At 33.0% G+C, this 24,328-nt stretch carries 16 protein-coding genes; 6 read left to right on the top strand and 10 right to left on the bottom strand.

Going from position 1 to position 24,328, the window contains the following annotated elements:
- The first annotated feature begins 63 nt into the window (after positions 1 to 63).
- Genes QVZ41_RS11020 through QVZ41_RS10995 form a run of 6 tightly spaced genes read left to right on the top strand, consistent with a single transcriptional unit; the run spans position 64 to position 7,934 of the window.
- Positions 64 to 1,152, top strand: a complete 1,089-nt coding sequence (locus QVZ41_RS11020; protein ID WP_302884630.1) for a glycoside hydrolase family 26 protein — start codon at positions 64 to 66, stop codon at positions 1,150 to 1,152.
- Between the two features lie 10 nt (positions 1,153 to 1,162).
- Positions 1,163 to 3,001: a sodium:solute symporter family protein gene (locus tag QVZ41_RS11015; protein WP_302884629.1), complete on the top strand. Its 1,839-nt coding sequence runs from the start codon at positions 1,163 to 1,165 to the stop codon at positions 2,999 to 3,001.
- 20 nt (positions 3,002 to 3,021) lie between these two features.
- Positions 3,022 to 4,188 (top strand): glycoside hydrolase family 130 protein, encoded by a 1,167-nt coding sequence (locus QVZ41_RS11010; RefSeq protein ID WP_302884628.1) that lies wholly within the window; start codon positions 3,022 to 3,024, stop codon positions 4,186 to 4,188.
- A gap of 3 nt (positions 4,189 to 4,191) precedes the next feature.
- The gene (locus tag QVZ41_RS11005) at positions 4,192 to 5,370 is read left to right on the top strand and encodes an AGE family epimerase/isomerase (protein ID WP_302884627.1); all 1,179 of its coding nucleotides are present in this window, start codon (positions 4,192 to 4,194) and stop codon (positions 5,368 to 5,370) included.
- Between the two features lie 6 nt (positions 5,371 to 5,376).
- Positions 5,377 to 6,603 carry a glycoside hydrolase family 26 protein gene (locus tag QVZ41_RS11000; RefSeq protein ID WP_302884626.1) on the top strand — a complete coding sequence of 409 codons (1,227 nt, stop codon included), beginning with the start codon at positions 5,377 to 5,379 and terminating at the stop codon, positions 6,601 to 6,603.
- A gap of 11 nt (positions 6,604 to 6,614) precedes the next feature.
- Positions 6,615 to 7,934 (top strand): glycoside hydrolase 5 family protein, encoded by a 1,320-nt coding sequence (locus tag QVZ41_RS10995; protein ID WP_302884625.1) that lies wholly within the window; start codon positions 6,615 to 6,617, stop codon positions 7,932 to 7,934.
- Between the two features lie 59 nt (positions 7,935 to 7,993).
- Here the strand turns inward: QVZ41_RS10995 and QVZ41_RS10990 are convergent, their stop codons facing one another.
- The 10 genes from QVZ41_RS10990 to QVZ41_RS10945 form a co-directional block, all read right to left on the bottom strand.
- On the bottom strand, positions 7,994 to 8,446 hold the full coding sequence (locus QVZ41_RS10990; protein ID WP_302884624.1) for a VOC family protein: 453 nt from the start codon (positions 8,444 to 8,446) through the stop codon (positions 7,994 to 7,996).
- A gap of 20 nt (positions 8,447 to 8,466) precedes the next feature.
- Positions 8,467 to 10,755, bottom strand: coding sequence for a beta-glucosidase BglX (bglX, locus tag QVZ41_RS10985; RefSeq protein WP_302884623.1), 2,289 nt, complete (start codon positions 10,753 to 10,755; stop codon positions 8,467 to 8,469).
- Between the two features lie 11 nt (positions 10,756 to 10,766).
- Positions 10,767 to 12,143 carry a sialate O-acetylesterase gene (locus QVZ41_RS10980; protein WP_302884622.1) on the bottom strand — a complete coding sequence of 459 codons (1,377 nt, stop codon included), beginning with the start codon at positions 12,141 to 12,143 and terminating at the stop codon, positions 10,767 to 10,769.
- Positions 12,143 to 13,240: an SGNH/GDSL hydrolase family protein gene (locus tag QVZ41_RS10975; protein ID WP_302884621.1), complete on the bottom strand. Its 1,098-nt coding sequence runs from the start codon at positions 13,238 to 13,240 to the stop codon at positions 12,143 to 12,145. The genes QVZ41_RS10980 and QVZ41_RS10975 overlap by 1 nt, the downstream gene beginning before the upstream one ends.
- Before the next feature lie 124 nt (positions 13,241 to 13,364).
- On the bottom strand, positions 13,365 to 14,363 hold the full coding sequence (locus QVZ41_RS10970; RefSeq protein WP_302884620.1) for a glycoside hydrolase family 5 protein: 999 nt from the start codon (positions 14,361 to 14,363) through the stop codon (positions 13,365 to 13,367).
- Positions 14,364 to 14,556: 193 nt separating this feature from the next.
- Positions 14,557 to 16,053 (bottom strand): alpha-L-fucosidase, encoded by a 1,497-nt coding sequence (locus QVZ41_RS10965; protein ID WP_302884619.1) that lies wholly within the window; start codon positions 16,051 to 16,053, stop codon positions 14,557 to 14,559.
- Positions 16,054 to 16,119: 66 nt separating this feature from the next.
- The gene (locus QVZ41_RS10960) at positions 16,120 to 17,592 is read right to left on the bottom strand and encodes a cellulase family glycosylhydrolase (RefSeq protein ID WP_302884618.1); all 1,473 of its coding nucleotides are present in this window, start codon (positions 17,590 to 17,592) and stop codon (positions 16,120 to 16,122) included.
- Between the two features lie 10 nt (positions 17,593 to 17,602).
- Positions 17,603 to 19,840, bottom strand: coding sequence for a glycoside hydrolase family 3 C-terminal domain-containing protein (locus tag QVZ41_RS10955; RefSeq protein WP_302884617.1), 2,238 nt, complete (start codon positions 19,838 to 19,840; stop codon positions 17,603 to 17,605).
- 12 nt (positions 19,841 to 19,852) lie between these two features.
- Positions 19,853 to 21,859: a glycoside hydrolase family 97 protein gene (locus tag QVZ41_RS10950; protein ID WP_302884616.1), complete on the bottom strand. Its 2,007-nt coding sequence runs from the start codon at positions 21,857 to 21,859 to the stop codon at positions 19,853 to 19,855.
- Between the two features lie 71 nt (positions 21,860 to 21,930).
- On the bottom strand, positions 21,931 to 24,324 hold the full coding sequence (locus QVZ41_RS10945) for a glycoside hydrolase family 31 protein (protein WP_302884615.1): 2,394 nt from the start codon (positions 24,322 to 24,324) through the stop codon (positions 21,931 to 21,933).
- Positions 24,325 to 24,328 lie beyond the last annotated feature (4 nt).

Genomic DNA, 24,328 nt, shown 5'->3' with positions numbered 1-24,328 from the left:
ATAAAGCAAATGATTTTTATAAATAAAATATTACCCACATATAAACAGTTCTCCTTTTTGCTTATGGTAATATTTTTACATTCTTGTAAACCTTTTTACAATTCTGTGTATACAAAACCAAACTTGGTAGATTACAAACCTTCTAAAGAATTAAAAAAACTACATAAAAAACTATTTTATATTTCTAAAACTGGTTTTGCCGTTGGACATCAAGACGGCACCTCTTATGGCATCGGTTGGAAACAATCTGATTTTCCTGAAACTATTAAAAGTGATGTAAATGATATAGTGGGAGATTTTCCTGCTGTTTATGGTTTTGACATTAGTGGTATTGAATATCAAAACGAGTACAATATAGACACAGTTCCTTTTGTGACCATGCGAAAATTAATGATTGATGCTTATAGCAAAGGAGGAATTATTACCGTAAGTTGGCATGCTAACAACCCTGTTACCGATGGAAATTCTTGGGACAAAACTCCTGCTGTATCCGACATTTTAAACAATCCTGAAGTTACCTTAAAATACGACCGATGGTTAAAACTTGTTGCAGATTATTTAAAAACCATTATGTACAAAGGAAAACAAATCCCTATTGTGTTTAGACCCTTACACGAAATGAACGGAAGTTGGTTTTGGTGGGGAAACCCAAACTGCAATCCTGAAGACTACAAATTATTATGGCAAAAAACAGTCTCTTCTCTAAGAGACCAACATCAATTACACAACTTAATTTACGTGTATTCACCCAACAGATTAGAACCCAAAGATCATTATTTAGACTACTACCCTGGTGATGAGTTTGTAGATGTATTAGGAATTGATATTTATGATTTTAAAGATTCTAAAACTTACGCAAAATCAGTTGTAAATGATTTAAAAATAGTGAAAGAACTAGCTATAAAAAGAAACAAATTATATGCTTTTACTGAAACCGGACAAGAAGCTATTACTACCAATAATTGGTACACAGAAATTTTATATCCAAAAATTAAAGATTCAGGAATTTCATGGATTTTGTTTTGGAGAAACTACTCTAAAACACATCATTACATGCCATACAAAACACATAGTAGCGAACAGGATTTTAAAAAATTTAAAAACCTACCTAAAACGCTATTCTTACAAGACATTAACAAACTAAAACTATAAATAAGACTTTATGAAATTACTTCACACTGTTGATTTACTCATCATAGCCGCCTACTTAATAACTATTATTGTTATTGGTTTGTTACTTAGAAAAGGTGCAAACAAAAGCAAAGATGATTATTTGTTAGGTGGAAAATCCATTCCGTGGTACATGTTAGGTTTGTCTAACGCCTCTGGAATGTTTGATATTTCTGGAACCATCTGGTTGGTAACTATTATGTTTGTTTATGGAATTAAAAGTGCCTGGATTCCATGGCTTTGGCCTGTTTTTAATCAGATTTTTTTAATGGTCTATTTGTCTAAATGGTTAAGAAAATCTAACGCAACTACTGGAGCAGAATGGATTGGAACCAGATTTGGATTTAAAAAAGGAGCCAAACTATCACATGTCATTGTCGTCTTTTTTGCCTTAATTGTCTGCTTGGGTTATTTGGCATATGGTTTTATAGGATTGGGAAAATTTATCGAAATTTTTATTCCTTGGGAAGTCGTTAGCAATTATATTCCTTTTGCCGTGTCTCCTGAGTTTGTTCCTCATTTTTACGGAATTATTTTCACTCTTTTTGCTGTTTTTTATTCTCTTCTAGGAGGAATGTCTGGAATTGTTTGGGCTGATGTAGTTCAATTTGCCATTATGACTATTGCTGCTTTGGTAATTGGTTACTTAGGTTTTATGGCTGTAGGAGAAAACACTTTAAATGTTCCCGATGGCTGGATGAGTCCTTTCTTTAATTGGGAGTTAAATATGGATTGGAGTAAAATTATTCCAGAAGTAAATCAGAAAATACAAGAAGATGGTTTTAACCTATTCTCTATCTTTTTTATGATGATGGTTTTTAAAGGAGTATTAGTAAGTGTTGCAGGACCCGCTCCTACTTATGATATGCAAAAAATATTATCTACAAAATCTCCTGCCGAAGCTTCTAAAATGAGTGGATTTGTATCGGTAATTCTTATGCCGATTAGATATTTAATGATTGCTGGTTTTGCTGCACTGGCTTTGGTTTATTATGAAAGACTAGATTTGTTAACCGTTTCTGGTGATATTGATTTTGAATTAATTTTACCAACTGCCATTAAAGAATTTGTCCCTGTTGGTTTATTAGGATTGTTGTTAGCAGGATTGATTGCTGCATTTATGTCAACTTTTGCAGGAACTTTAAATGCTGCTCAAGCTTATTTGGTAAATGATATTTATTTAAAATATCAAAAACCTAATGCATCAACTCAACAAATAAAAATGATGAATTATATCACAGGAATTGCAGTGGTTGTCATCAGTATAGTTTTAGGGTTATTTGCCAAAGATGTAAACTCAGTATTACAGTGGATCGTTTCTGTTTTATACGGAAGTTACGTTGGAGCCAATATTTTAAAATGGCACTGGTGGCGTTTTAATGGTGAGGGATTCTTTTGGGGAATGGCATCAGGATTATTGGCAGCAGCCATTATTCCAGAAATTTTTCCAAACGTATTAGGTTTATATCTTTTTCCTTTGCTGTTGTTAGCTTCAATCATTGGTTCTATTATCGGAACTTATTCCGCCCCGCCTACGGAAGAAGAAGTGCTAAAAAAATTCTACAAAAACGTAAGACCTTGGGGGTTTTGGAAACCTATTCATGAAAAATTACAATTAGAAGATCCAACCTTTGAGAAAAACAAAGAGTTTGGTAAAGACATGTTTAATGTTACCATTGGAATTATAGCACAAACCGCTTTGGTTATCATTCCAATGTATTTAGTTTTTAGACAAAACACTCCTGTATATATTTCTCTAGTGGTTTTGGCTGCTTGCCTATTCTTACTAAAAAAATACTGGTGGAATTCACTTGAAGAAAAAATAAATTAACCCCTTTGAAAATAATTAAGATGAATCAATATTTAAATCAAATTAAAAAAAATTATCAAGATTTAATTGGTAAAAAAAATACTCCTATTTCAAAATCAAATGGTATTTATCAAAGATATAAGAACCCAGTAATTACTGCCGAACATGTTCCCTTACACTGGAGATATGATCTAAATCCAGAAACAAATCCTAATGGACTAGAACGTATTGGATTTAATGCAGCGTTTAATGCAGGAGCTATTAAATGGAACAACAATTATGTGATGTGTGTTCGTGTGGAAGGAAATGATAGAAAATCATTTTTTGCTATTGCAGAAAGTACAAATGGTATTGATGGCTTTAAATTTTGGGACAAACCTTGTGTGATTCCTCAAATAGAAGGCGAGCCCGACACCAATGCTTATGATATGCGATTAATTAGACATGAAGACGGATGGATTTACGGTGTTTTTTGTACCGAAAGAAAAGATCCTAATGCTCCGCCAGAAAACACAAGTTTTGCCATTGCCAATGCAGGAATTGTTAGAACTAAAGATTTAGTGAATTGGGAAAGATTACCTGATTTAATTTCAAATTCAGGACAACAACGTAATGTGGTTCTACATCCTGAATTCGTAAATGGAAAATATGCTATTTACACAAGACCTCAAGATGGTTTTATTAGCGTAGGAAATGGTGGGGGAATTGGTTTAGGATATATTGATGACATGACAAATCCAACCGTAAAAGATGAAAAAATCATCAACAATAAAATATATCACACCATATTTGAATTAAAGAACGGGTTAGGACCAGCTCCTATTAAAACAGACAAAGGATGGTTGCATCTTGCTCATGGAGTTAGAAACACTGCTGCAGGACTACGTTATACTTTGTATATGTTTATGACTGATCTAAATGATATTTCTAAAGTCATCCATCAGCCAGCTGGACATTTTATGGCTCCAGAAAACGAAGAAAGAATAGGTGATGTATCCAATGTATTGTTCTCTAACGGATGGATTGCAGATGAGAATGGAAAAGTCTTTATTTATTACGCTTCCTCAGACACTAGAATGCATGTAGCCACCTCAACCATAGATTTGCTATTGGATTATTGCATAAACACACCAAAAGACACATTTACATCAGCAGGATCCGTAAACACCATTATTGATCTAATTAACAAGAACAAAGGACTTTACTAAAAAATGAACGCATACAACCAACTTAAATCGGAGTTACAAACAGAACTAAAAAATGTTTTAGACTACTGGACTCGCCATACTTTAGACAAAGAATACGGAGGGTTTGTTGGTCGTATCAATCATTTTAATAAAATCATTCCACAAGCATCCAAAGGAATTATTTTAAACACACGTATTCTTTGGTCTTTTTCAGCAGCATCAAATTATTTAAACACAAAAGAACATCAACCTATTTGTGACAAAGCTTTTTATTATTTAAAAACATATTTTAATGATGATGACCACAAAGGTGTTTTTTGGGAATTAGATTACACAGGGAATCCACTCAACAAAAGAAAACAGGTATACGCACAAGCATTTACTATTTATGCTTTGTCTGAATATTATTTGTTTTCTAAAAATGAGGAAGCTAAAAATTGGGCTATAGAAATTTTTAACTTATTAGAAAAACATGCCAAAGACAACATCAATCTGGGTTATTTTGAAGCCTTTCATCAGGATTGGAGCCCAATTGAAGATATGAGATTGAGTGATAAAGACATGAATGCTTCTAAAACCATGAACACACATTTACATGTATTAGAAGCTTATACTACATTATTAAAAATTCACGATACTCCCACTTTACGTAGTTCATTAAAAATGTTGATTGATTTGTTTTTAGAAAAGTTCTTAAACAAAAACCATCATTACGATTTGTTTTTTGATGACCAATGGAATTTGTTAAGTAATACTGTTTCTTACGGACATGATATTGAAGCTGCTTGGCTTATTATTGAAGCTGCCAAAGCTTTAAATAACAAAGATTTAATCGACAGAACAGAAGCAATAGCAGTAAAAGTAGCCAATACTTTTTTAGAAGAAGCAATTGATACTGACGGTGCTGTATTAAACGAGAAAAACTTAACCACAAATCACGTAGATACCGATAAACATTGGTGGCCACAAGTAGAAGCTTTAATTGGTTTAAAATATGCAAATGATTTAAATCCTGATGAAAAATACATCAATGCCTCTTTAAAAATATGGGAGTACACAAAAAAGCATTTAATAGACCATCAAAATGGAGAATGGTTTTTTAGGGTTTCTAAAACTGGAAAAGTTTATACCGAAGAAGACAAAGTAAGCATGTGGAAAGCTCCTTATCATACTTCAAGGGCCTTTATTCTTTTAAACACATAACAAAGAATGAGAAAATTATACAAAATACTCTTCATTTCTTTTTTTACTTATGCTTGTAGTCATGATGATTTAGGTGATGAAATGATTACCGACCCTGTAATTCCATCAGAAGAGGGTTTTGTTTTACTTCCCAATGAAACAACAACTTACATGGTTAATCCAAATGCCACTCCAGAAACGGTAGCTTTATTTTATCATTTAAAAACACTCTCTAATTCAAAATTCATCATTGGTCAACAAGATGCTTTTAGTAGTTTTTTTAACAATAACGTAGGAGCATCAGACATAAAAAAAACAACAGGATCTGATCCTGGTTTACTGGGTTCTGATTTTATGTTTATTACCGATGATCAAAATGATGAAACTCCTTACAATTGGTTTTATCAACAAGAACAAGAAATAAAACAAAACGCTATTGATGCCTATAACAAAGGAATGATAAATGTATTTAGTTGGCATTTAAGAGAACCTTATAAAGGGGAACATTTTTACACCTCTAGCATGACTGATTTTCAGAAAAAAAACGCATTCATCAGTATTTTACCTAATGGCGAAAATCATGAGTATTACAAAACAAAACTTGACAAGGTAGCAGAAGTGGCTCTTAGTATGCGTGGAAATGATGGAAAATTAGTTCCTTTTATTTTTAGACCCTTTCATGAATTTGATGGAGATTGGTTTTGGTGGGGAGCTGCTTATTGTAGCCCAGAACAATACAAAGAAATTTGGAGGTTTACCGTTACTTATTTGCGTGATATTAAACAAGTAAACAATATGCTATTTGCTTTTTCTCCCGACAATAGCTTTAACACTACTTCAGCTTATTTAGAAAGATATCCCGGTGATGAATATGTAGATATTTTAGGAATGGATAACTATGGAGACTTTAACAATCAAGGGGCTGAAGGCGTAAAAAAAGCCAATCAAAAACTAAAAATCATTTCTGATTTGGCCATCGAAAAAATTAAAATAGCCGCTTTTACAGAAACAGGGTATTTTGTAACCCCTGGAAAAAATACTCCAATCCCAAATTTTTATGCAAATAATTTATATTACACATTAACCAATAAAGAAATTAAAATTAGCTATGTAATGTTTTGGGCTAATAGCAAAGACACTTACTGTGTACCAACTCCTGAACAAGAAAGTGCCTCAGACTTTATATCATTTACAAACAAACCAAAATCAGCATTATTAAACAAACTAACTGATCTATACACTTTACCTAAATAAAATTAAATCATATGAAATTAAATAAATTCATACTACTCATTACCTCAACAATTCTATTTACAGCCTGTAAAACTACACGTTACAAAAATGCTGTTAAGAATGTTGACATCAAAAAAATAAGCATTCAAGACAATCAGTTTTTAAAAGGAGACAAACCTTATTATTTTGTTGGAACTAATTATTGGTACGGACCTTTAATTGCAGCTAAAAACATTGGAGACAGAGAACGTTTGGTTAAAGAATTAGATTTAATGAAAAGCGTTGGAATAGATAATTTGCGAATTTTAGTAGGTGCCGAAGGCGATGGTGGAGATTCTAAAGTAAGTCCGGCTTTACAATACAAACAAGGAAAATACAATAAAGCTCTTTTGGATGGATTGGATTTTTTAATGGCCGAAATGCGTAAAAGAAAAATGTATGCTGTTTTATACTTAAACAATAACTGGATATGGTCAGGTGGAATGTCTCAATACCTAGAATGGAATGGTTATGGAACTGTTCCAAATCCATTTTTAGAACAATATTCTTGGGATGAATACATGAACTACACCAAACAATTCCATAGTTGTGAACCTTGTAAAGAAGCCTACTACAATCATTTAAAATTTATAATTGGTAGAACTAATAAATACTCTGGTTTAAAATACACTGAAGACAATACCATTATGTCTTGGCAAGTAGCGAATGAACCTAGAGTTTTAATGACTCCCGATCACGAAATAGCTTTTGCAAGCTGGTTAAACGAAACAGTTGATTTGATTAAATCTTTAGATCCAAATCATTTGGTATCTACAGGAGCAGAAGGAAAAGCTAGTTACTTAGATGATATTAACATGTATAAGAGATTACACAGTAACAAAAACATTGATTATTTAACCATGCATATGTGGCCTAAAAACTGGGGTTGGTATGATATTAACAACGAAAAAGAATCTACTCAAACGTCCATTCATAAAGCTTTTGAATATATGGATGAACATATCATTGCGGCCAAAACTTTAAATAAACCTATTGTAATGTCAGAGTTTGGTTTTCCTCGTGAAAAAGAAAGTTTATCACCAACAGCATCTATAGAAAACAGAAATGTTTTTTACAATGCTGTGTTTAAAAGAATTGTTGAAAGCTATAAGGAACAAGGTATTTTAGCAGGATTAAATTTTTGGGGATTTGCAGGTTATGCCAAAACAAACCCAACCAATGGAAAATGGAAAGAAGGAGATGATTTTAGCGCTGATCCACCACAAGAACCACAAGGTTTAAATTCTGTTTTTGCTTCTGATGTTTCTACCTTAGAATTGATTAAACAAGCTAATAATCAATTGACTGAATAACAAAACTGTATTATTTTTTATATAAAAACTCCCATTATGTTTTAAACATGATGGGAGTTTTATTTTATAAACATAATTACCTGTATACTAACACTACAACTAATTTTCCAACTCACGCCAAATTGATCTACACAAATACCATAATAAGAACCCCAATACTGAGTACTCATAGGTAATTTTACAACTCCTTTATTGGACAAACCATTAAATAATCTATCGGCCTCTTTGATATCATCTACACTAACGAATAAAGAAAATTTATTTGATGATATTGTTACTGTTCTATTTAAATCGATAAGATCAGCTCCCATCAAGATGGTTTCTTTACTAATAGGCAAAGCTACATGCATCACATGTTCATCTTTACAATTAGGAAAATTTTGTCTAATAACTTCAGAAATATCTTTATAATACCCTATGTATTGGAACTCTTTGTTAAAAACAGATTTATAATACCTAAATGCCTCTTCACAATTACCATTAAAATATAAATAGACATTAATTGTAGTCATCCATAAAAAATATTTTTTTATTAATCCACTAAATTAAACTCAGCTTTATTAGTAGTCTCGGAACTACCTCCTACAAACACCTCAAATTCTCCTGACTCTATAACATAATCTCCAATGTTATTATAAAACCCTAAGGTCTCTTTATTCAACGTAAAGTGAATTGTTTTACTTTCATTAGGTTTTAATTCAACCAATTCAAACCCTTTTAATTCTTTAACAGGTCGGGTAACGCTTGCATATAAATCTCTAATATACAATTGCACTACTTCTTTTCCCGTTACTTTTCCCGTGTTTTTTAAAGTCACAGAAACATTAACATCATCTCCTATTTTGAAAGAAGTTTCGCTTAATTTTATATCACTGTATTCAAAAGTTGTGTAGCTTAATCCATACCCAAAAGGATATAATGGAGTTTTTTCTACATCTGAATAATGAGACCAAAAAACATTGTTGTCTTTATTGGTTGGTCTACCTGTATTTTTATAATTGTAATAAATAGGTACTTGTCCTACATTTCTTGGAAACGTCATAGGTAACTTTCCACTTGGATTATAATCTCCGTATAACACTTGAGCCACAGCATTTCCAGTTTCCGTACCCAAATGCCAAGCTTCTACAATGGCAGGAATGTGTTTATCTGCCCAATTGATAGACAAAGGTCTTCCGTTATTTAATACTAGTACAATATTAGGATTTACTTTATAAACCTCTTCTAATAATTCTTGCTGTATTGCTGGTAAATCTAGTTCAGTTCTACTACGCCCTTCTCCGGATTGAAATCCATTTTCTCCTAAAACCATTACAACTACATCTGCTTTTTTAGCCGTTTCAATCGCTTCTTTAATCCCTGATTTATCTGTCGTATTAATCTTTACCTCTTGTAAAAAATTAGATTCCCCGATAAAGAAATCTGGTCCTTTTTCAAACAACAATTCATTTCCTTTGTATTGTTGCATCCCTTCTAAAACTGAGACTGCTGTGTTATTTTCGGCAGCAATTCTCCAGCTTCCTAAAGGACTATTTTTATCACTAGCCAAAGCACCTATCAAAGCTATCTTTTGACCTTCTTTTTTTAATGGAAGTATTTTATTCTGATTTTTTAAAAGCACTATAGATTTCTTAGCCATGTCCAACACCGCTTCATGTACTTTTTTACTACCTATTATTTCTTTTTCTCTATTTTCATCACAATATTTATATGGGTCATCAAAAAGACCTAATTCAAATTTTATTCTTAAAATTCTAGCAACAGCATCATCTAAAATAGCTTCTTTAATCACTCCATCTTTTACCAACTGAGCTAATTCCTCAATATAAACATAACCTTCCATATCCATATCAGACCCAGCTAACGCAGCCAACCTTGCGGCTTCTCTTTTATTTTTTGCGTGTCCCCATGTAATCATTTCATTCAAAGATGCCCAATCAGAAATAACGAAACCGTTAAATCCCCATTTTCCTTTTAAAATATCTCTTTGTAAATAAACGTTTCCTGTAGCGGGAACACCGTTCAACTCATTAAAAGAATTCATTAAAGTCCTAACGCCAGCATCTACAGCGGCTTTAAAAGGAGGTAAAACAATATTATGTAAAGTTGAAGTTCCTATATCAACCGTATTGTATTCTTTTCCCGATTCTGAAAATCCATAAGCAGCAAAATGTTTGGCACAAGCAGCAATGGTATTAGGTGATGACAAATTATCTCCTTGAAAACCTTGTACCCTTGCCACTGCTATTTTGCTTCCTAAAAAAGGATCTTCACCAGCACCTTCCATGGAACGCCCCCAGCGGGCATCTCTAGAAATATCTACCATAGGTCCAAATGTCCAGTTAATTCCAGATGCCGAAGCTTCTGCAGCAGCCATTTCAGCAGATTTTTTAATCGCATTTAAATCCCAACTTGCAGCTTCCGCCAAAGGAATTGGACTTAAAGTTTTATAACCATGAATAACATCAAAACCAATAATTAAAGGAATTCCTAATCGGGTGTCTTCAACTGCAATTTTTTGCACTGCTTTTACTTGTTCTACACCTCTAACTGTAAGCATGGAACCTACCCAACCTTTTCTTAAGTGTTCATATTTTTTTTCAGCACTTCCTCCTTCTGGGGCAGGCCCTGTAACATCCCAAAAACCATTATATTGATTCATTTGACCTACTTTTTCTTCAATGGTCATTCGTGTTAAAAGCGCTTGTATTTTTTGCTCTATTTCTGGATTTTTTTTCATGTTTTTTAATTGTTGTGCACGGCTATTTTCAAAAGATAAAAGCACGATGATTAAAAGAGAGTATGTTCTTATTATCTTCATTTTTAAAGAGATTATTTTTCAATAATAAAGCTAGACAAAGGTAAATTAGCTTTATTAAAAAGATTAGATTGTACATTGTTTCCCCAAGCAAATCTTATAGATTTTGGATATTTCACCTTTTTTGAAGAAATAATAATCGTATTATTTTTAATTTTCATTTTTGCAGGATAAAAAACATAGTCATCTCCCGAAATTTCAAACATAGATTTTTTACTATTTGCATACAATCCATCTGCATGATTAAAAGAAATAACGGCCTTATTTTTATCTAAATGAAGTTCTGAAACACTTGGACTTTCCACCAAATCATTTATTAAATGATAGTGATTTTTTAAGGCTAAATTGGCCAATCTAAATCCTACAGCTTTTTTATCCTTAGGATGGATGTCATCAATTGGAGAAACATCACTAATCACCACCATTCCTGAATTCTTAATTTGATTAGCAGCCTTGCGTTGTGCATCTCTAATAATAACTCCACCAAAATGATTCTCACCATAATTGTACGGAGCAATTTGTACAAAATAAAAAGGAAAATTATATCCCCATAATTTTCTCCAAGAGGTAATTAATGCTGCTAAATTTTCATCATAAACATCAGAACCCACATTAGATTCCCCTTGATACCACAGAGCCCCTGCTATTTTATAGCCTATCAATGGATTGATCATGGTATTAAAAGCTTTCCCTGGTTTTATAGGTCCATAAGAAACAGGTGTTAACTTGTTAGCAGCGTTGAGTAGTACAGTATCTTTTTTAATAATATTTTCTGGGGTCCAAATCTCAATAGGAGTTCCTCCCCAAGCCGAAACCATTAATCCAACAGGAACATCTTTCATCGTTTGTTGCAATTTTTTAGCAAAAAAATAAGCAGCCGAACTTGCGTATTTCATACTTTCAGAAGTACAGATTTCCCAACTAGAAATAATGTTATTTTGTTCTGAATTTGCAGCCATTTTGGGACTCGTAAAAAAACGGATGTTATCATAATTAGCTTTCGCTATTTCTTCTTCACCATTATCAATTCCCCAACTTGCAGACATTTCCATGTTAGATTGTCCAGAGCAAAGCCAAACTTCACCTATTAAAACATCTTTTAAAACAACTTCATTATAGCCTTTTATTGAAATGGTATAAGGTCCACCATATTTGGGTGTTTTTATTTTAATTTGCCAAGATGCCAGATTACTTGCTTCGGTTTTATATGTTTCATTTGTCCAAGAAGGAGCAATGGTTATTTTTTCATGTGGACTTGCCCAGCCCCAAATTTTAACATCATCTTGTTGCTGCAACACCATATGATCAGAAAATACAGATGGCATGATGACATTTGAAAATGAAATCTGACTAAGCAAAATAAAAAATAAAAGTATGTTGATTTTTCTCATTAATTGTTCAGTATTTTATTATAAAAAGGCATTAATTTATTAGCCATTTCTTGATGTTCTTTAATACTAGGATGGTAACTACAACCTGTAACATATAATTCATTGAACTCAAAAATAAAAATATCTTTATTGGAAAAATGATTTTTAACATTCTCTAAACAAGCCAATAACACTTCATTGTTTTCTCCAGCAACCATCGGACTATTTAACAAAGCTATTTTTGTATTTGGATAGTGAACATATAACATCTTTATAAAGTTAATGTAATTCTGAGTATATTTTTCCGGATTAAAAGGTAATCTTTCTTTTATACCATCACCTCCTGACAAATCATTTGTTCCCAAACATATACTTACCAAATCTGGTTGTTTTATAAACTTATATTTTTGAGAAGCATCTCTATTTAGTGATAAATTTTTATAAACATCTGGCATAATAGGTTCTTCTATGTTTTCATCATTCCAATTTCTATACATCCCCATTCCCGAAACAGAACTTAAAGTATAATCAACATTAAGCAGTTCCGCTACTCTTGGACCATAAGCCAAATATGCATTATGATGATCTGTATATTGCCCCTCATCGCATGGTATATCTGAATCGTCTGCCAAAGCTCCGCAAGTAATAGAATCACCTATAAACTCAATATATTTTTTATCTTCAGAGGCTATAGGTAACAATTCTTGAACATTTACACTACTAAAAACCACAGCTCCTGTAGTCGCTTCTGTAGCTTTAAAAATTTTAAAAACATGTTCTTTTTGATCACTTTTAGCTTTAAAACTATAAGGTTTTATTTGTTTAGCAACCAAAAACCTACCTAAATATTCACCATCTAATTCAACCGCAACATAACAGTTTTGATCTTGCGTACTTTTTAAATTGACCACGCATGTTTCTCCTAAAAAAGAAATAGAAATGGAGGCAGCAGAACCTACCAAAGCATATGTACCGTCTTTTTGCAAAACACCTCTTCCTTGATATTTAATATCTGTATTTTGAGGTAAAAATTCATTTAAGGAATCTGACACCGTTATGTTTTTACTTTTACAACCAAACATAAGTACTGCTAAAAAGAAATAAAAAAAGTGTTTCATTATTATAATTATTTAGTTTCGGAATAAGTAAAACTATAAAAAGTAAACGCTTAATTCTTATCGAAAATAATCATTTAATGATCGTATTTTACGTTTACCTTAACACTTGTTTTTTGATGTTTGTTTAATAACTAGATATTTTCTTTTTAAAATACTGACCATGTCTTGAAGGTTCAAAACTCCAATCTTTAAACAAACGCGGAGCCCAATTAGGATCAAAAACCCAAATTAAATACGAAATTTCATTTGCATCGCTATAATTTGTAATGGCATCACCATAAGATTCATCACCAATTACAGGATGGTGATGACCAACATCCTCGGGTCCACAAAACCCAATCTCTGTAAGGATTAAAGGATATTTATCTTTCACAAATCCCCAATCTGCTGTCCATTGATCTTCCCATGGTTTTGCTCTTTTTTCTGGATAAGGATGACAAACGTATGCAATTCCTTCTGCTTCAATCGGATTTTCTTTTACTGGCGTTAAATCATACGCCCAGTTAAATCCTGCCACCAAAGGAATTCCTTCTCCTCCATTGGCACGAATAATAGTAATTATTTCTTCGTTTATTTTTTTCCACACCTCCCAAGTAGCAGTCCCTAAAGTATTGTTATAAGTGGTAGGTTCATTATACAATTCGTAAAAAGCAACGGTTGTATTTTTTCCATATTTTGCAGCTATGGTTCTCCAAAAATCATAAGTCTGTTTTAGCGTAGTATCGTACATATCATCCTGATACATTTCTGTTTGTAAATTCCCAATGCTGTGCCAATCTATAATTACATACATTCCCAATTCTGTGGCCCATGTAACTCCATCATCAATAAGTTTTAAGTAATTTTCTTTCCCTAATTTTGTCCATGCTGTTGGGTGCACAGGAAAACGAACAATATTTCCTCCCCAATTTTTTATTTCTTTAAAATAAGCTTTATTCCAATGTTCCTGAGTCATTAATTTTGCAGGATCACTGGTGTTATATCCTCTAAAAACTACTGTTTTTCCATTCAATACAAAGTTGTTTTTTTCCACCTTTATTCTGTCTAATTTTTTTTGCGAGAAGATGACTGTAGAAAACAACAAACAGAAAACAAAAATGCTTTTAACTTTAAAATTTTTCATGGTGTATATTCTTTTATAGATGATTATAAACAGCAATTTATCTGAATATTTGTGATCAAAAAAACAAAAAACTTAAATTGATCATTTTGTAAATGAAAATGACAATATCATATCTATTTCAATGTTTTATTTTAGCAAAAAACCTTACCAGATAACTGATAAGGTTTTTTCTATATAATTAAGTTAATTTTTATTACTCAGTAAAAATCTTAAACACAATAGCCTTATCATCTATTCTTTGTGATGGAGTGATGACATGTAACCCATCTTGTTCTAAGTGATAAACTATTGATTCTTGACTTCCTAATAATTCCACTTTTAAAATATTAGTTTCATTAGCAAAAGAACTAAGATTAATTTCCATATTATTCCCTGGCCAACCTAAAACAATTGCATAAATATTATTATCCTTTTTAGTATAACGAATATCTTTATTTGTGTACGTGATTTTATCTAAAAACATCCCTGATTTTTCTTGTTTTGTTGGTCCTTCTCCAAACACTTTCCAAGTAGATGTTTCGTAAATAGCTTCTCCATTTATTTTTAACCAGTCTCCAATTTCTAATAATATTTTTTGTTGATTTTCTGGAATGACACCATTCGCCATGGGTGAAACATTTAGCATTAAAGCTCCATTCTTACTAACCACATCAGCCAATACATGAATAATTTCATCTGCTTTTTTTAACCCTAAATCGTTGGTATAACTCCAACTTCCTACCGAAACTGTTTCATCTGTTAACCAATAATCTTTGGTAATTTTATTCATTCGCCCTTTTTCAAAATCTTCTAAACTTACAGATTTTGGCAACTCTCCTTCTTTGTGAGTCATCACAACTCCCTGATTATTTTTAGCAGCATGATTTAAATAATACGCCACAAATTCTTTTTTATACTCCTCTGGAATTTTATCCAATTTACTATCAAAGTATATTAAATCTGGTGAGTAATTATCTATCACTTCTTTTAACTCCCCTAACCAATTTTTATAAAATTGTTCTTTGGGAATGTTCCCATACATCATGCTAATCACAGCATCATTAGAAGATGTTGGCATGTTTGGATTGTATGGAAAATAAGAAGTATCATTTAACCAATTAGCAGTATCTTTTTGATAAATCTGTAAATTTCTGGCTTTATGAAAAGAAGCTACAAATTTCATTTCTCTACTGTGAATGGCTTTTTCTAACTCCCCTAAAATATCTCTATGAGGTCCTTTATCATAAGCGTTCCAAGGATTAATTTTACTTTTCCAGTTAGACCACCCGTCATGATGTTCTGCCACAACACCTCCAAATTTTGCTCCTGCTTTTTGAAACAATTCTGCCCATTCATCAGCATTAAATTTTTCTGCTTTAAACATGGGTACAAAATCATGATAACCAAAATCTTTAGGCTCTCCATAAGTAACTACATGATGTTTGTATTCGTAAGACCCCACAACATGCATATTTCTAGGATACCAATCATTGGCAAAAGCGGGCACACTTAAGACTCCCCAATGAGCATAAATTCCAAACTTGGCTTTTTTAAACCATTCTGGAGCCTCTTGGTATTTTGCCAAAGAATCCCAATCGGTTTTATATGTTGGTTTTTGTTGCTCTGTAGCGGTTTTAGATTTTCCTCCAAATTGACAAGAGGTAATCAATAACAAAATAATAGCTCCACAAAAAATCTGTTGTTTTCTCATTCTCTGATATTCATTTAACCATCAATGGAGACCAAGAGCTTCCATTAATGATTTTATTTCCATAATTTAATTTGATAAACCTGTATTCATCATAGCCTGAATTAAATCAGGATAAGCAACTGTTGCTGTTGCACGATTAAACAATCCAAAAGCATGATCTCCTGTGTAGCCATTATCCCAATAAATAGGGGCAATATCATGTGCTAAGGCTGATTTTGTAACATAATTTATGTAAGTTTCTCTATAAGCTTTGTGCCCCTCTACATTGGTTCTTGCAATCGCTCCATATTCCCCTAGAATAACACCAATATTGTTATCAACAAATTTGGTTTTCATTTTTTTAAACTGACTGTCTACATAAGATTCATTTGCCCAAGTTTCAGTAGCTCCAGCATCGGTAGCATTTGCTCCCCATTGCCATATATCATCATTAGATTCGTTTAATGTAAAATTATAAGGATCATAATAATGTACTTCCATCATCATTCTATTTTCAACAGTATCTTCTGGAATAACGGCAAAGTTTACTGCATGATCTATATTGGTATTAAATCCTTGAATCACCAAATAACGATAAGCATTTCTTCCTCCAGTAGCTCTAACGGTATTTAAGAAAGTTTTATTAAAACTATTTTGAACAGTATAATATTCTTTTATTGGGGTTCCATAATCTCCATTAACCATCACCTCATTGGTTCCCGCAAATAATAAATGATAATCGTAGTCTCTAAAATTAACAGCAATTTGCTCCCACATTAAAGTCAACCTTTTATTTACCTCATCTTGTTTGCTATATGTAGGTTGCATCCAACCACCATCCCAATGAATGTTTAGCATAGCATACATATCGTTATCAATAACATAGTCAACTACTTCTTGTACTCTTGCCATCCATTCAGTCTTGATTGTATAATTCTCTGTATCCGAAAATTTACTCCAAGCCACTGGAATCCTAACCGTATTAAATCCAGCTGCTTTTACTGCATCAATTAAATCTTTTGTGATTAACGGATTTCCCCATGCTGTCTCGCTCCCAATAGCTTCTAAAGAATTACCTACATTCCATCCAATTCCCATGTCAGAAACTACTTGTAAAGAATTCATAGAACTCATTTGAGTTGCATCTGCTGGAATCCCTTCCACAACATATTCCTCTTCAGGAGCCGCCTCCTGATTAACAGTTACATTTATCGATTTTTCACCAGCTACCACTGTAATAATGGCCGTTCTACTTGCCGTAACATCATTAGCTGCAACTTGAATGGTTACATTCTCATTTCCAACACCAGAAACAGAGGTAATTGTTATCCAACTAGCATCATTTGAAAGTTCCCAAGTAGTCATTTCATCAACCTTAATATCAAAATTTTTGACCCCTCCATCAGCTTCAAACATTAACGACAAAGGAGAAATTGACAAAGCAACTTTTGGTGTTTCTTCTTCTTTTACCGTTTCATCACTCTCCCCACATGATGCAAATACAAGTGTTGTAAAGCACAATATGATCAACGATAAAACATAGCTTTTAATTTTTCTCATAAAATTTGATTTATTGAACAGTCACTATTAATTCTTGACTAATATTTCTAGATGAATTACCTATTTTTAAAAGATATTCTCCTTTTTCAACTACCCAATCTTTAGCCTCCACATTGTAATAAGCCAATTCTTTCACAGGAACAGAAACAATTATGTTTTTAGTTTCTCCTGATTTTATCATTACTTTGTTAAAACCTTTTAACTCTTGAGCAGCACGTTCTACTTTAGAATCTGATTTACTCATGTATAATTGAACCACTTCTTTACCATCAACAGTCCCTGTATTTTTAACTTCTACAATCACATTAATCGTGTCATTTTCTTTATAAACATTTTTATCAGCCGAAGCTCTTTTAATGTCAAAAGAGGTATAAGACAATCCGAATCCAAAAGGATATAATGGTGCTACATTTTTAGTATCAAACCAACGGTAACCTACCAACAAACCTTCATCATAAGAAGCTGTTTTTCCTCCTGGAAAACTATTGGTTGCATGCGCTGGAGAATCTTCAATTTTCTTAGGCATGGTCCAAGGTAATTTCCCTGATGGATTTACACTTCCTAACAACACATCAGCTAAAGCATTTCCTCCCTCAGATCCGTTAAACCAACTCCAAACCAAAGCCGATGATTTTTCTTTTATACTATTGATATCAAAAGGAGCTCCTGCAATCATTACCACAATGGTATTTGGGTTTACTTCCAATACTTTTTCTATCAATTCTTGTTGACCAAATGGCAACTCTAAATCCTGTCTATCAGATGCTTCAGTTTCATAATCACGGTTAGAACCTGCAAAAACAACAGCAACATCGGCATTTTTAGCAGCTTCCACAGCTTGCTTAACCAACGTAGGATCTAACTCATCAATAGTTTGAGCGATTTCTTGAGTTACCTCACCAAATTTCATTTCTTTTTTAGGAGCATATCTTTCTAAATATCCTTGAGCAAAATTAATCTTAACAGATGCTGGAAGTCTGTTTTTTAATCCCTCTAAAGGCGTAACTTCTCTCTTGGTTTTAACTCCTGCACCAAAACCACCCAAAGCATTTTTCTTTGTTGCATTGTCTCCAATAACTGCAATAGTCTTTACGCCTTGTGTTTTTATAGGTAATAAATTTTTATCATTCTTTAATAAAACAACAGATTCTGCTGCAATATCATATGCGTCTTTAAAATGTGCTTCTGTGTTAATGCTTCCTTTTTTACGGGTTTCTCCACCCATACTTTTTACGGTATACAATAATTGCAATACACGTTTTACATGTTTATCTATTTCTTCTTCAGAAATTTCTCCCGCTTTAACCGCAGCAATTAATGGATCTGCCAAAAAGAATTCGTTAAAAGGTTTTGGAGTTCCCATTTCTACATCTAATCCGCTTTTTAAAGAATTTACAGAAGTATGAACAGCAGCCCAGTCAGAAATAACTACACCATCAAATCCCCAATCTCCTTTTAAAAGACCGTTTAACATGGCATTATTTTCACATAGATATTCTCCTCTAAATTTATTATAAGCTCCCATCATGCTATAAGCGTTTGCTTCGGTAACAGCTGCTTTAAAAGCTGGCAAATAAATTTCGTGTAACGTTCTTTCATCAATTTGAACATCAACAAAATCTCTATTGGTTTCTTGATTGTTTGCTACAAAATGTTTTACACAAGCAGCCACATCATTTTCTTGTAAACCAACAATAAAAGGAACGGCTAATTTTTTATTTAAAAATGGATCTTCTGTAAAATACTCATAAGTTCTACCTCCTAAAGGTGTTCTAATAATATTAATGGCTGGAGACAATAACACATCTTTGTCTCTTGCTCTCGATTCTTCTCCAACGCTATTTCCAAAAGTGTAAGACAATTTTGTGTTCCAAGTAGCAGCCAAACCACCTCCTGCAGGGTAATAAGTTGCAAAATCATTATCTAAGCCAGCCGGAGCCCAAGAATATCTTGAAATTTCTTCACGAACTCCTAAAGGTCCATCGGCCATTTTTAATTCTGGAATCCCTAATCTTTCTACTCCTGCTGTGGTAAACATACTAGTACCATGTAACATTCCTGACTTTTCCTCTAAAGTCATTTGGGAAATTAAGTTGTCTATTTCTGTATCATATTGATGCGTTATAGGCTTCCCTTTATAAGTTTCTGTTTTTACATTTCCCTCAACAACTACAGCTTTGGTTTCTTTACAAGAAGTTACTAACAAGGTTGTTGCCATGACTGATAGGTATATATATTTTATCTTCATTGTTGTTTCTTTTTATAGTTTTTTGAATCGGATTGCTGCTCCACCACTAGCTCCTAAATGTAAATTTAAATGATCTTTAGCTGTTACTTTTTGCTTAGAAATTGTAATTGCTGTAGGATTATGATCTACATCTGTTCCTTTGGCATCTGCATAAATTTGAGCTTCGTAAGTAGCTCCTTCTTCTAGAAAATCTAAAGAAACATCAAAATCTCTAGCTTTTTCATTTGTTAAACTTCCTAAAAACCAATCACCACTTTTTAAATCTTTTCTTGCTGTGGTAATATATTCTCCAATTTCTCCATTCAGCACCTTGGTATCTTCCCAATTGGTTGGCACCTCTTTTAGGAATTGAAATGCAGGCTGACCTTTATAATTCTCTGGTAAATCGGCAAACATCTGAATAGGAGAAAACACAACCACTGTTAATGCCAATTGCTTGGCTGCTGTACTGTGTATTCTTCTTCCTGGATATCCTTGTTTTACCTCAACATCTAAAACACCCGCTGTAAAATCCATAGGTCCAGACAACAAACGTGTAAAAGGTAACGTTGCTGTATAATTTGGTGGATTTCCATCAGACCAAGCATTGTATTCTTGTCCTCTTGCGGCTTCTCGAGACATCATGTTAGGATACGTTCTACGTTCTCCTGTATCTTTAATAGGTTCGTGATATAAAACTGTTAAGTGATAATCCGCTGCTTTTTTAAGTACATATCTAAAATAATTCACCCCAAATTGACCGTGATGCCATTCTTTCATATTTAATTTAGACCCTACATGACCAATTTTCACATCGTGAATTCCAACTTTATTATACAACGCAAAAGCATCATCAATTTGTTTTTTGTAGTTAATTAAATTAGAACCCGTTTCATGATACCCTATAATTCTAACATTATGCTCTTTTGCATAATCTGTGACCTCAACCAAATTAAAATTATCAGCCTCTTTAGTAAAACTAAACATATGCATGTGGTTTTCATACCAAGCAGGAGTCCAACCTTTGTTCCATCCCTCTATTAACAAATGATCTATTCCTAAATCACTAGTAGCATCAATGTATTCCTTTGCATGTTTGGTAGTTGCTCCCTGAATAGGTCCTTCCCAAAAACTATATTTTCCAATGTGCATTCCCCACCAAATTCCCATATAAGTAAATGGTTTTATCCAGCTTGTATCTTCGATTTTATTAGGCTCATTTAAATTTAAAATCAAATAAGAAGTAATTAAGTCTGTAGGTTTTTCACCAATCTGAATGGTTTTCCAAGGTGTAGTAAAACTATCTTTTGTTTTCACTTTTACGCCATCAGACCAAGGCACTAAATCCGTTTTTAAAACACTTCCTTTGGTGTTTACCAATGTAGTACTTGCAAAATCTATCAAATTAGCTTCATGAATACTGATACTATAATCTTTATTCTCAATGGTTAAAGGTGTATGTACAGTATCTAAAGTACTTACTGGCGATTTTGTAAATAAATACTCATATCTATTTTCTCTATAAGCAGGAATCCACCAAGCATTACCATCCTCTGTTAAGTTGTACTCCGTTAATTCATCCATGATGAAAATACTATCTTTAATTCCTTGTTCAGGAAAAACATAACGGAACGCTACACCATCATCAAATGCACGAAACTCAATATTTAGTTTTCTTTTTTGATTTTCTTTTTCCTGTAAATTAACCGTTAATTGGTTGTAATGATTTCTGATTTCTGATTTTTCACCCCAAACTTGTGTCCAAGTATTGTCATAGGTAGACTCTTTAGTTCCCACAATTTCAAAATTGTTTTTTAAAGAATCTTGATCTTTAAAAACAAACCCCATTTGCGATAGAGATACAATTTGTTTTGCTCCATGTTTTACCGCATACATTGGAGAATTGTTAGATAGATCAAAAGTAACAACATTATTACCTCCTGGAGATGACAACGTTAAAATAGTTTCTTTTGATGACTTCTTTGCACAAGAAAGCATGGTAGCTACCAAAGAAAAATAAAGGATAGTTTTTTTTATCATGTTGATGTTTTTTTAATTCGTGTTAAAAAATTAAAGGGTTATAAAACATTTATCACCCTTTAATTTTGGAGTTATTTAATCCACTCTGTTTTTAAAGAAGTAGCTCCTAAAGGATTTTGTAATACTTTAAATTCATTCCCTTTTTTCTCCAAAGTGATGGTTTCTAATTTTTTCCCCTCAGGAAGATATACTTTACCTGTTGCTGTTGATGTTTGTTCATCGGCATAAACTTTTAAAGTAAGTTTTGTCCAATCCATATCTTTGGTAGATTGAGCCAATTTTATATGAGGAATTACAGTCCCGTTTTTAACCAATACCACAATTGGAATATCACCTGCTTTAATAGTATGCCAACCTGATTGATATACTTTTTTAGTTTGATAATCTATCCATGTACCTTCTGGCAAATACACTTCTCTTTCTGTTTGCTCTTCAAATAATGGAGCAACCAACATGCTTGATCCAAATAAATATTCATTGTCTATTAACCAAGAACCGGGATCATTTGGATATTCCACAAATAAAGCTCTTAACATTGGCAATCCTTTTTCTGAACTTTCTTTGGCTTGTGCATAGATATATGGCATTAACTCATAACGCATATTGTCTGCATCTCTAAAACTATTTAAAAATTCTTTGCTGTATTCCCAAGGTTCTGTTGGTGGTTCACCATGACTTCTAACATGTGAGGTTAACATTCCAAATGGCGTCCATCTTTTGTATAAGCCTTCTGGAGATTTGGTTACAAATCCTCCAACATCATGACTCCAAAAACTGAATCCGCTCAAACCTAAAGACAATCCTCCTCGTAAAGTTGCAGACATGGCAGTATTAGTTGTAGCGGCATCACCTCCCCAATGCAAAGGATAACGTTGACTACCTGCCCAAGTACTTCTTGCCCAAATTAAAGTGTATCCTTTTTCTTTTTTGGTAATTTCAGCAACTGCTTTGTTATATCTTAAAGGGAACAAATTGTGTTCATAAAAACCTGTTCTTCCCGATTTGTATATTCCATTTAATGGAGCAGCTTCACCAAAATCAACTTTAAAAACGCTCACTCCTTGATCTAACAAATGTTTTAATTTTGCCTGATACCATTTAACGGTTTCTGGGTTGGAAAAATCTAACACTGCATCTTCGTATGGTAAATTCCCTTTTCTATCTTTTACCGCCAACCCGTTGTCTACAATTTCATTAAACAGGGTGTTTTTTGGTGTAAAATAGGGCAACTGCCATAAACACACTTTAAAACCATCTTCTTTCATGTCCGCCATCATATCCACCGGATCTTCAAAACGTTTAGAAGCAAACTCGTAATTATTTCTCCAATCAACATCAAACCAACCTGTATCAAAGTGAATTACATCACTAGGAATTTTATATTTTCTAAGATTTTTTGCAACCTCTCTACCTTCTTTTTCTGAGAAATATGTAATTCTACTCATCCAAAAACCAAAAGACCAAAGTGGAGGCATTTCTGCTTTTCCTGTTAAATTGGTATACTCATCTAAAATATCTTTAGGTTCTCCTAAAAAGATGAATAAATCTGCTACATCATCACCAATCATCATTTTGTTAGCCCCGTTAAAGTACTTTCCAAAATCTACCGTAATAGGCGTTGAGGTATGCATAAACACTCCATATCCACGGCTACTCATGTAAAATGGAATAGGCTTGTACATGGTTTCATTTTGAACCCCATTGGCATCATCAGTATACAATACTACTTTTTGCCCACGTTTATCAAACTTGGTAAAAGACTCTCCACAACCAAAAATTTTCTCTCCAGGTTGCAAACTCATTACCGCAGCATAACTTCTAGAATAATCGCTATTTCTTCTTACATAAGAAAAAGGTAATACTGGAGTGTAAGTATTTTGTAAATCGTTATTATGTAATGTGCTTGTTAATAATTTTCCTTTTGCATCATAAACTTTAACATGCCATGGTTTTGTATTGATTTCTACCTTACCATTAGCATTGGTATATTCGTAACCATTTTTTGTTTTTGCTGATGTCCATAACTCAGGATGATTTGGAGCCACTCCATTCACCAACATCAAAGATTCTTCTGGTTGATTGTACTGTGGTCCTGATTCCATTTTGATGCGCACCGTTCTGTCTGACACAAATTGAATTTGAAACGGAAGTTCTGGTGAGGCAGCATATTCTGTTGATGGAAATTCATTGGCAGCAACCGTATCTGGCTTTACCAACATATTGTTAAATGCCTGACGGGTTTGATATTGGTATCTTTTATATTTTACCGTTCCTTTTCCTGTTTTAGGATCAAATGAAGCCAATTCATCTGCAAAATAAAACGTGTTTTGATAGTTTTCAAAATCTTTACTAACATCTACTGGAGCGTTTAATAAATCTTCATTTTGAATTTGTGCTTGTGTTGTAAAAACACCTACAAACCCAAAGAAAACAATACCTATTTGAAATAGCGTTGCTTTTTTCATCTTA

This window comes from Wenyingzhuangia gilva (assembly GCF_030519655.1).
In the GTDB taxonomy this organism is placed as follows: Bacteria; Bacteroidota; Bacteroidia; order Flavobacteriales; family Flavobacteriaceae; genus Wenyingzhuangia; species Wenyingzhuangia gilva.
Note: the sequence above shows the minus strand (reverse complement) of the source record. Positions and strands in the feature narration are given on the sequence as shown.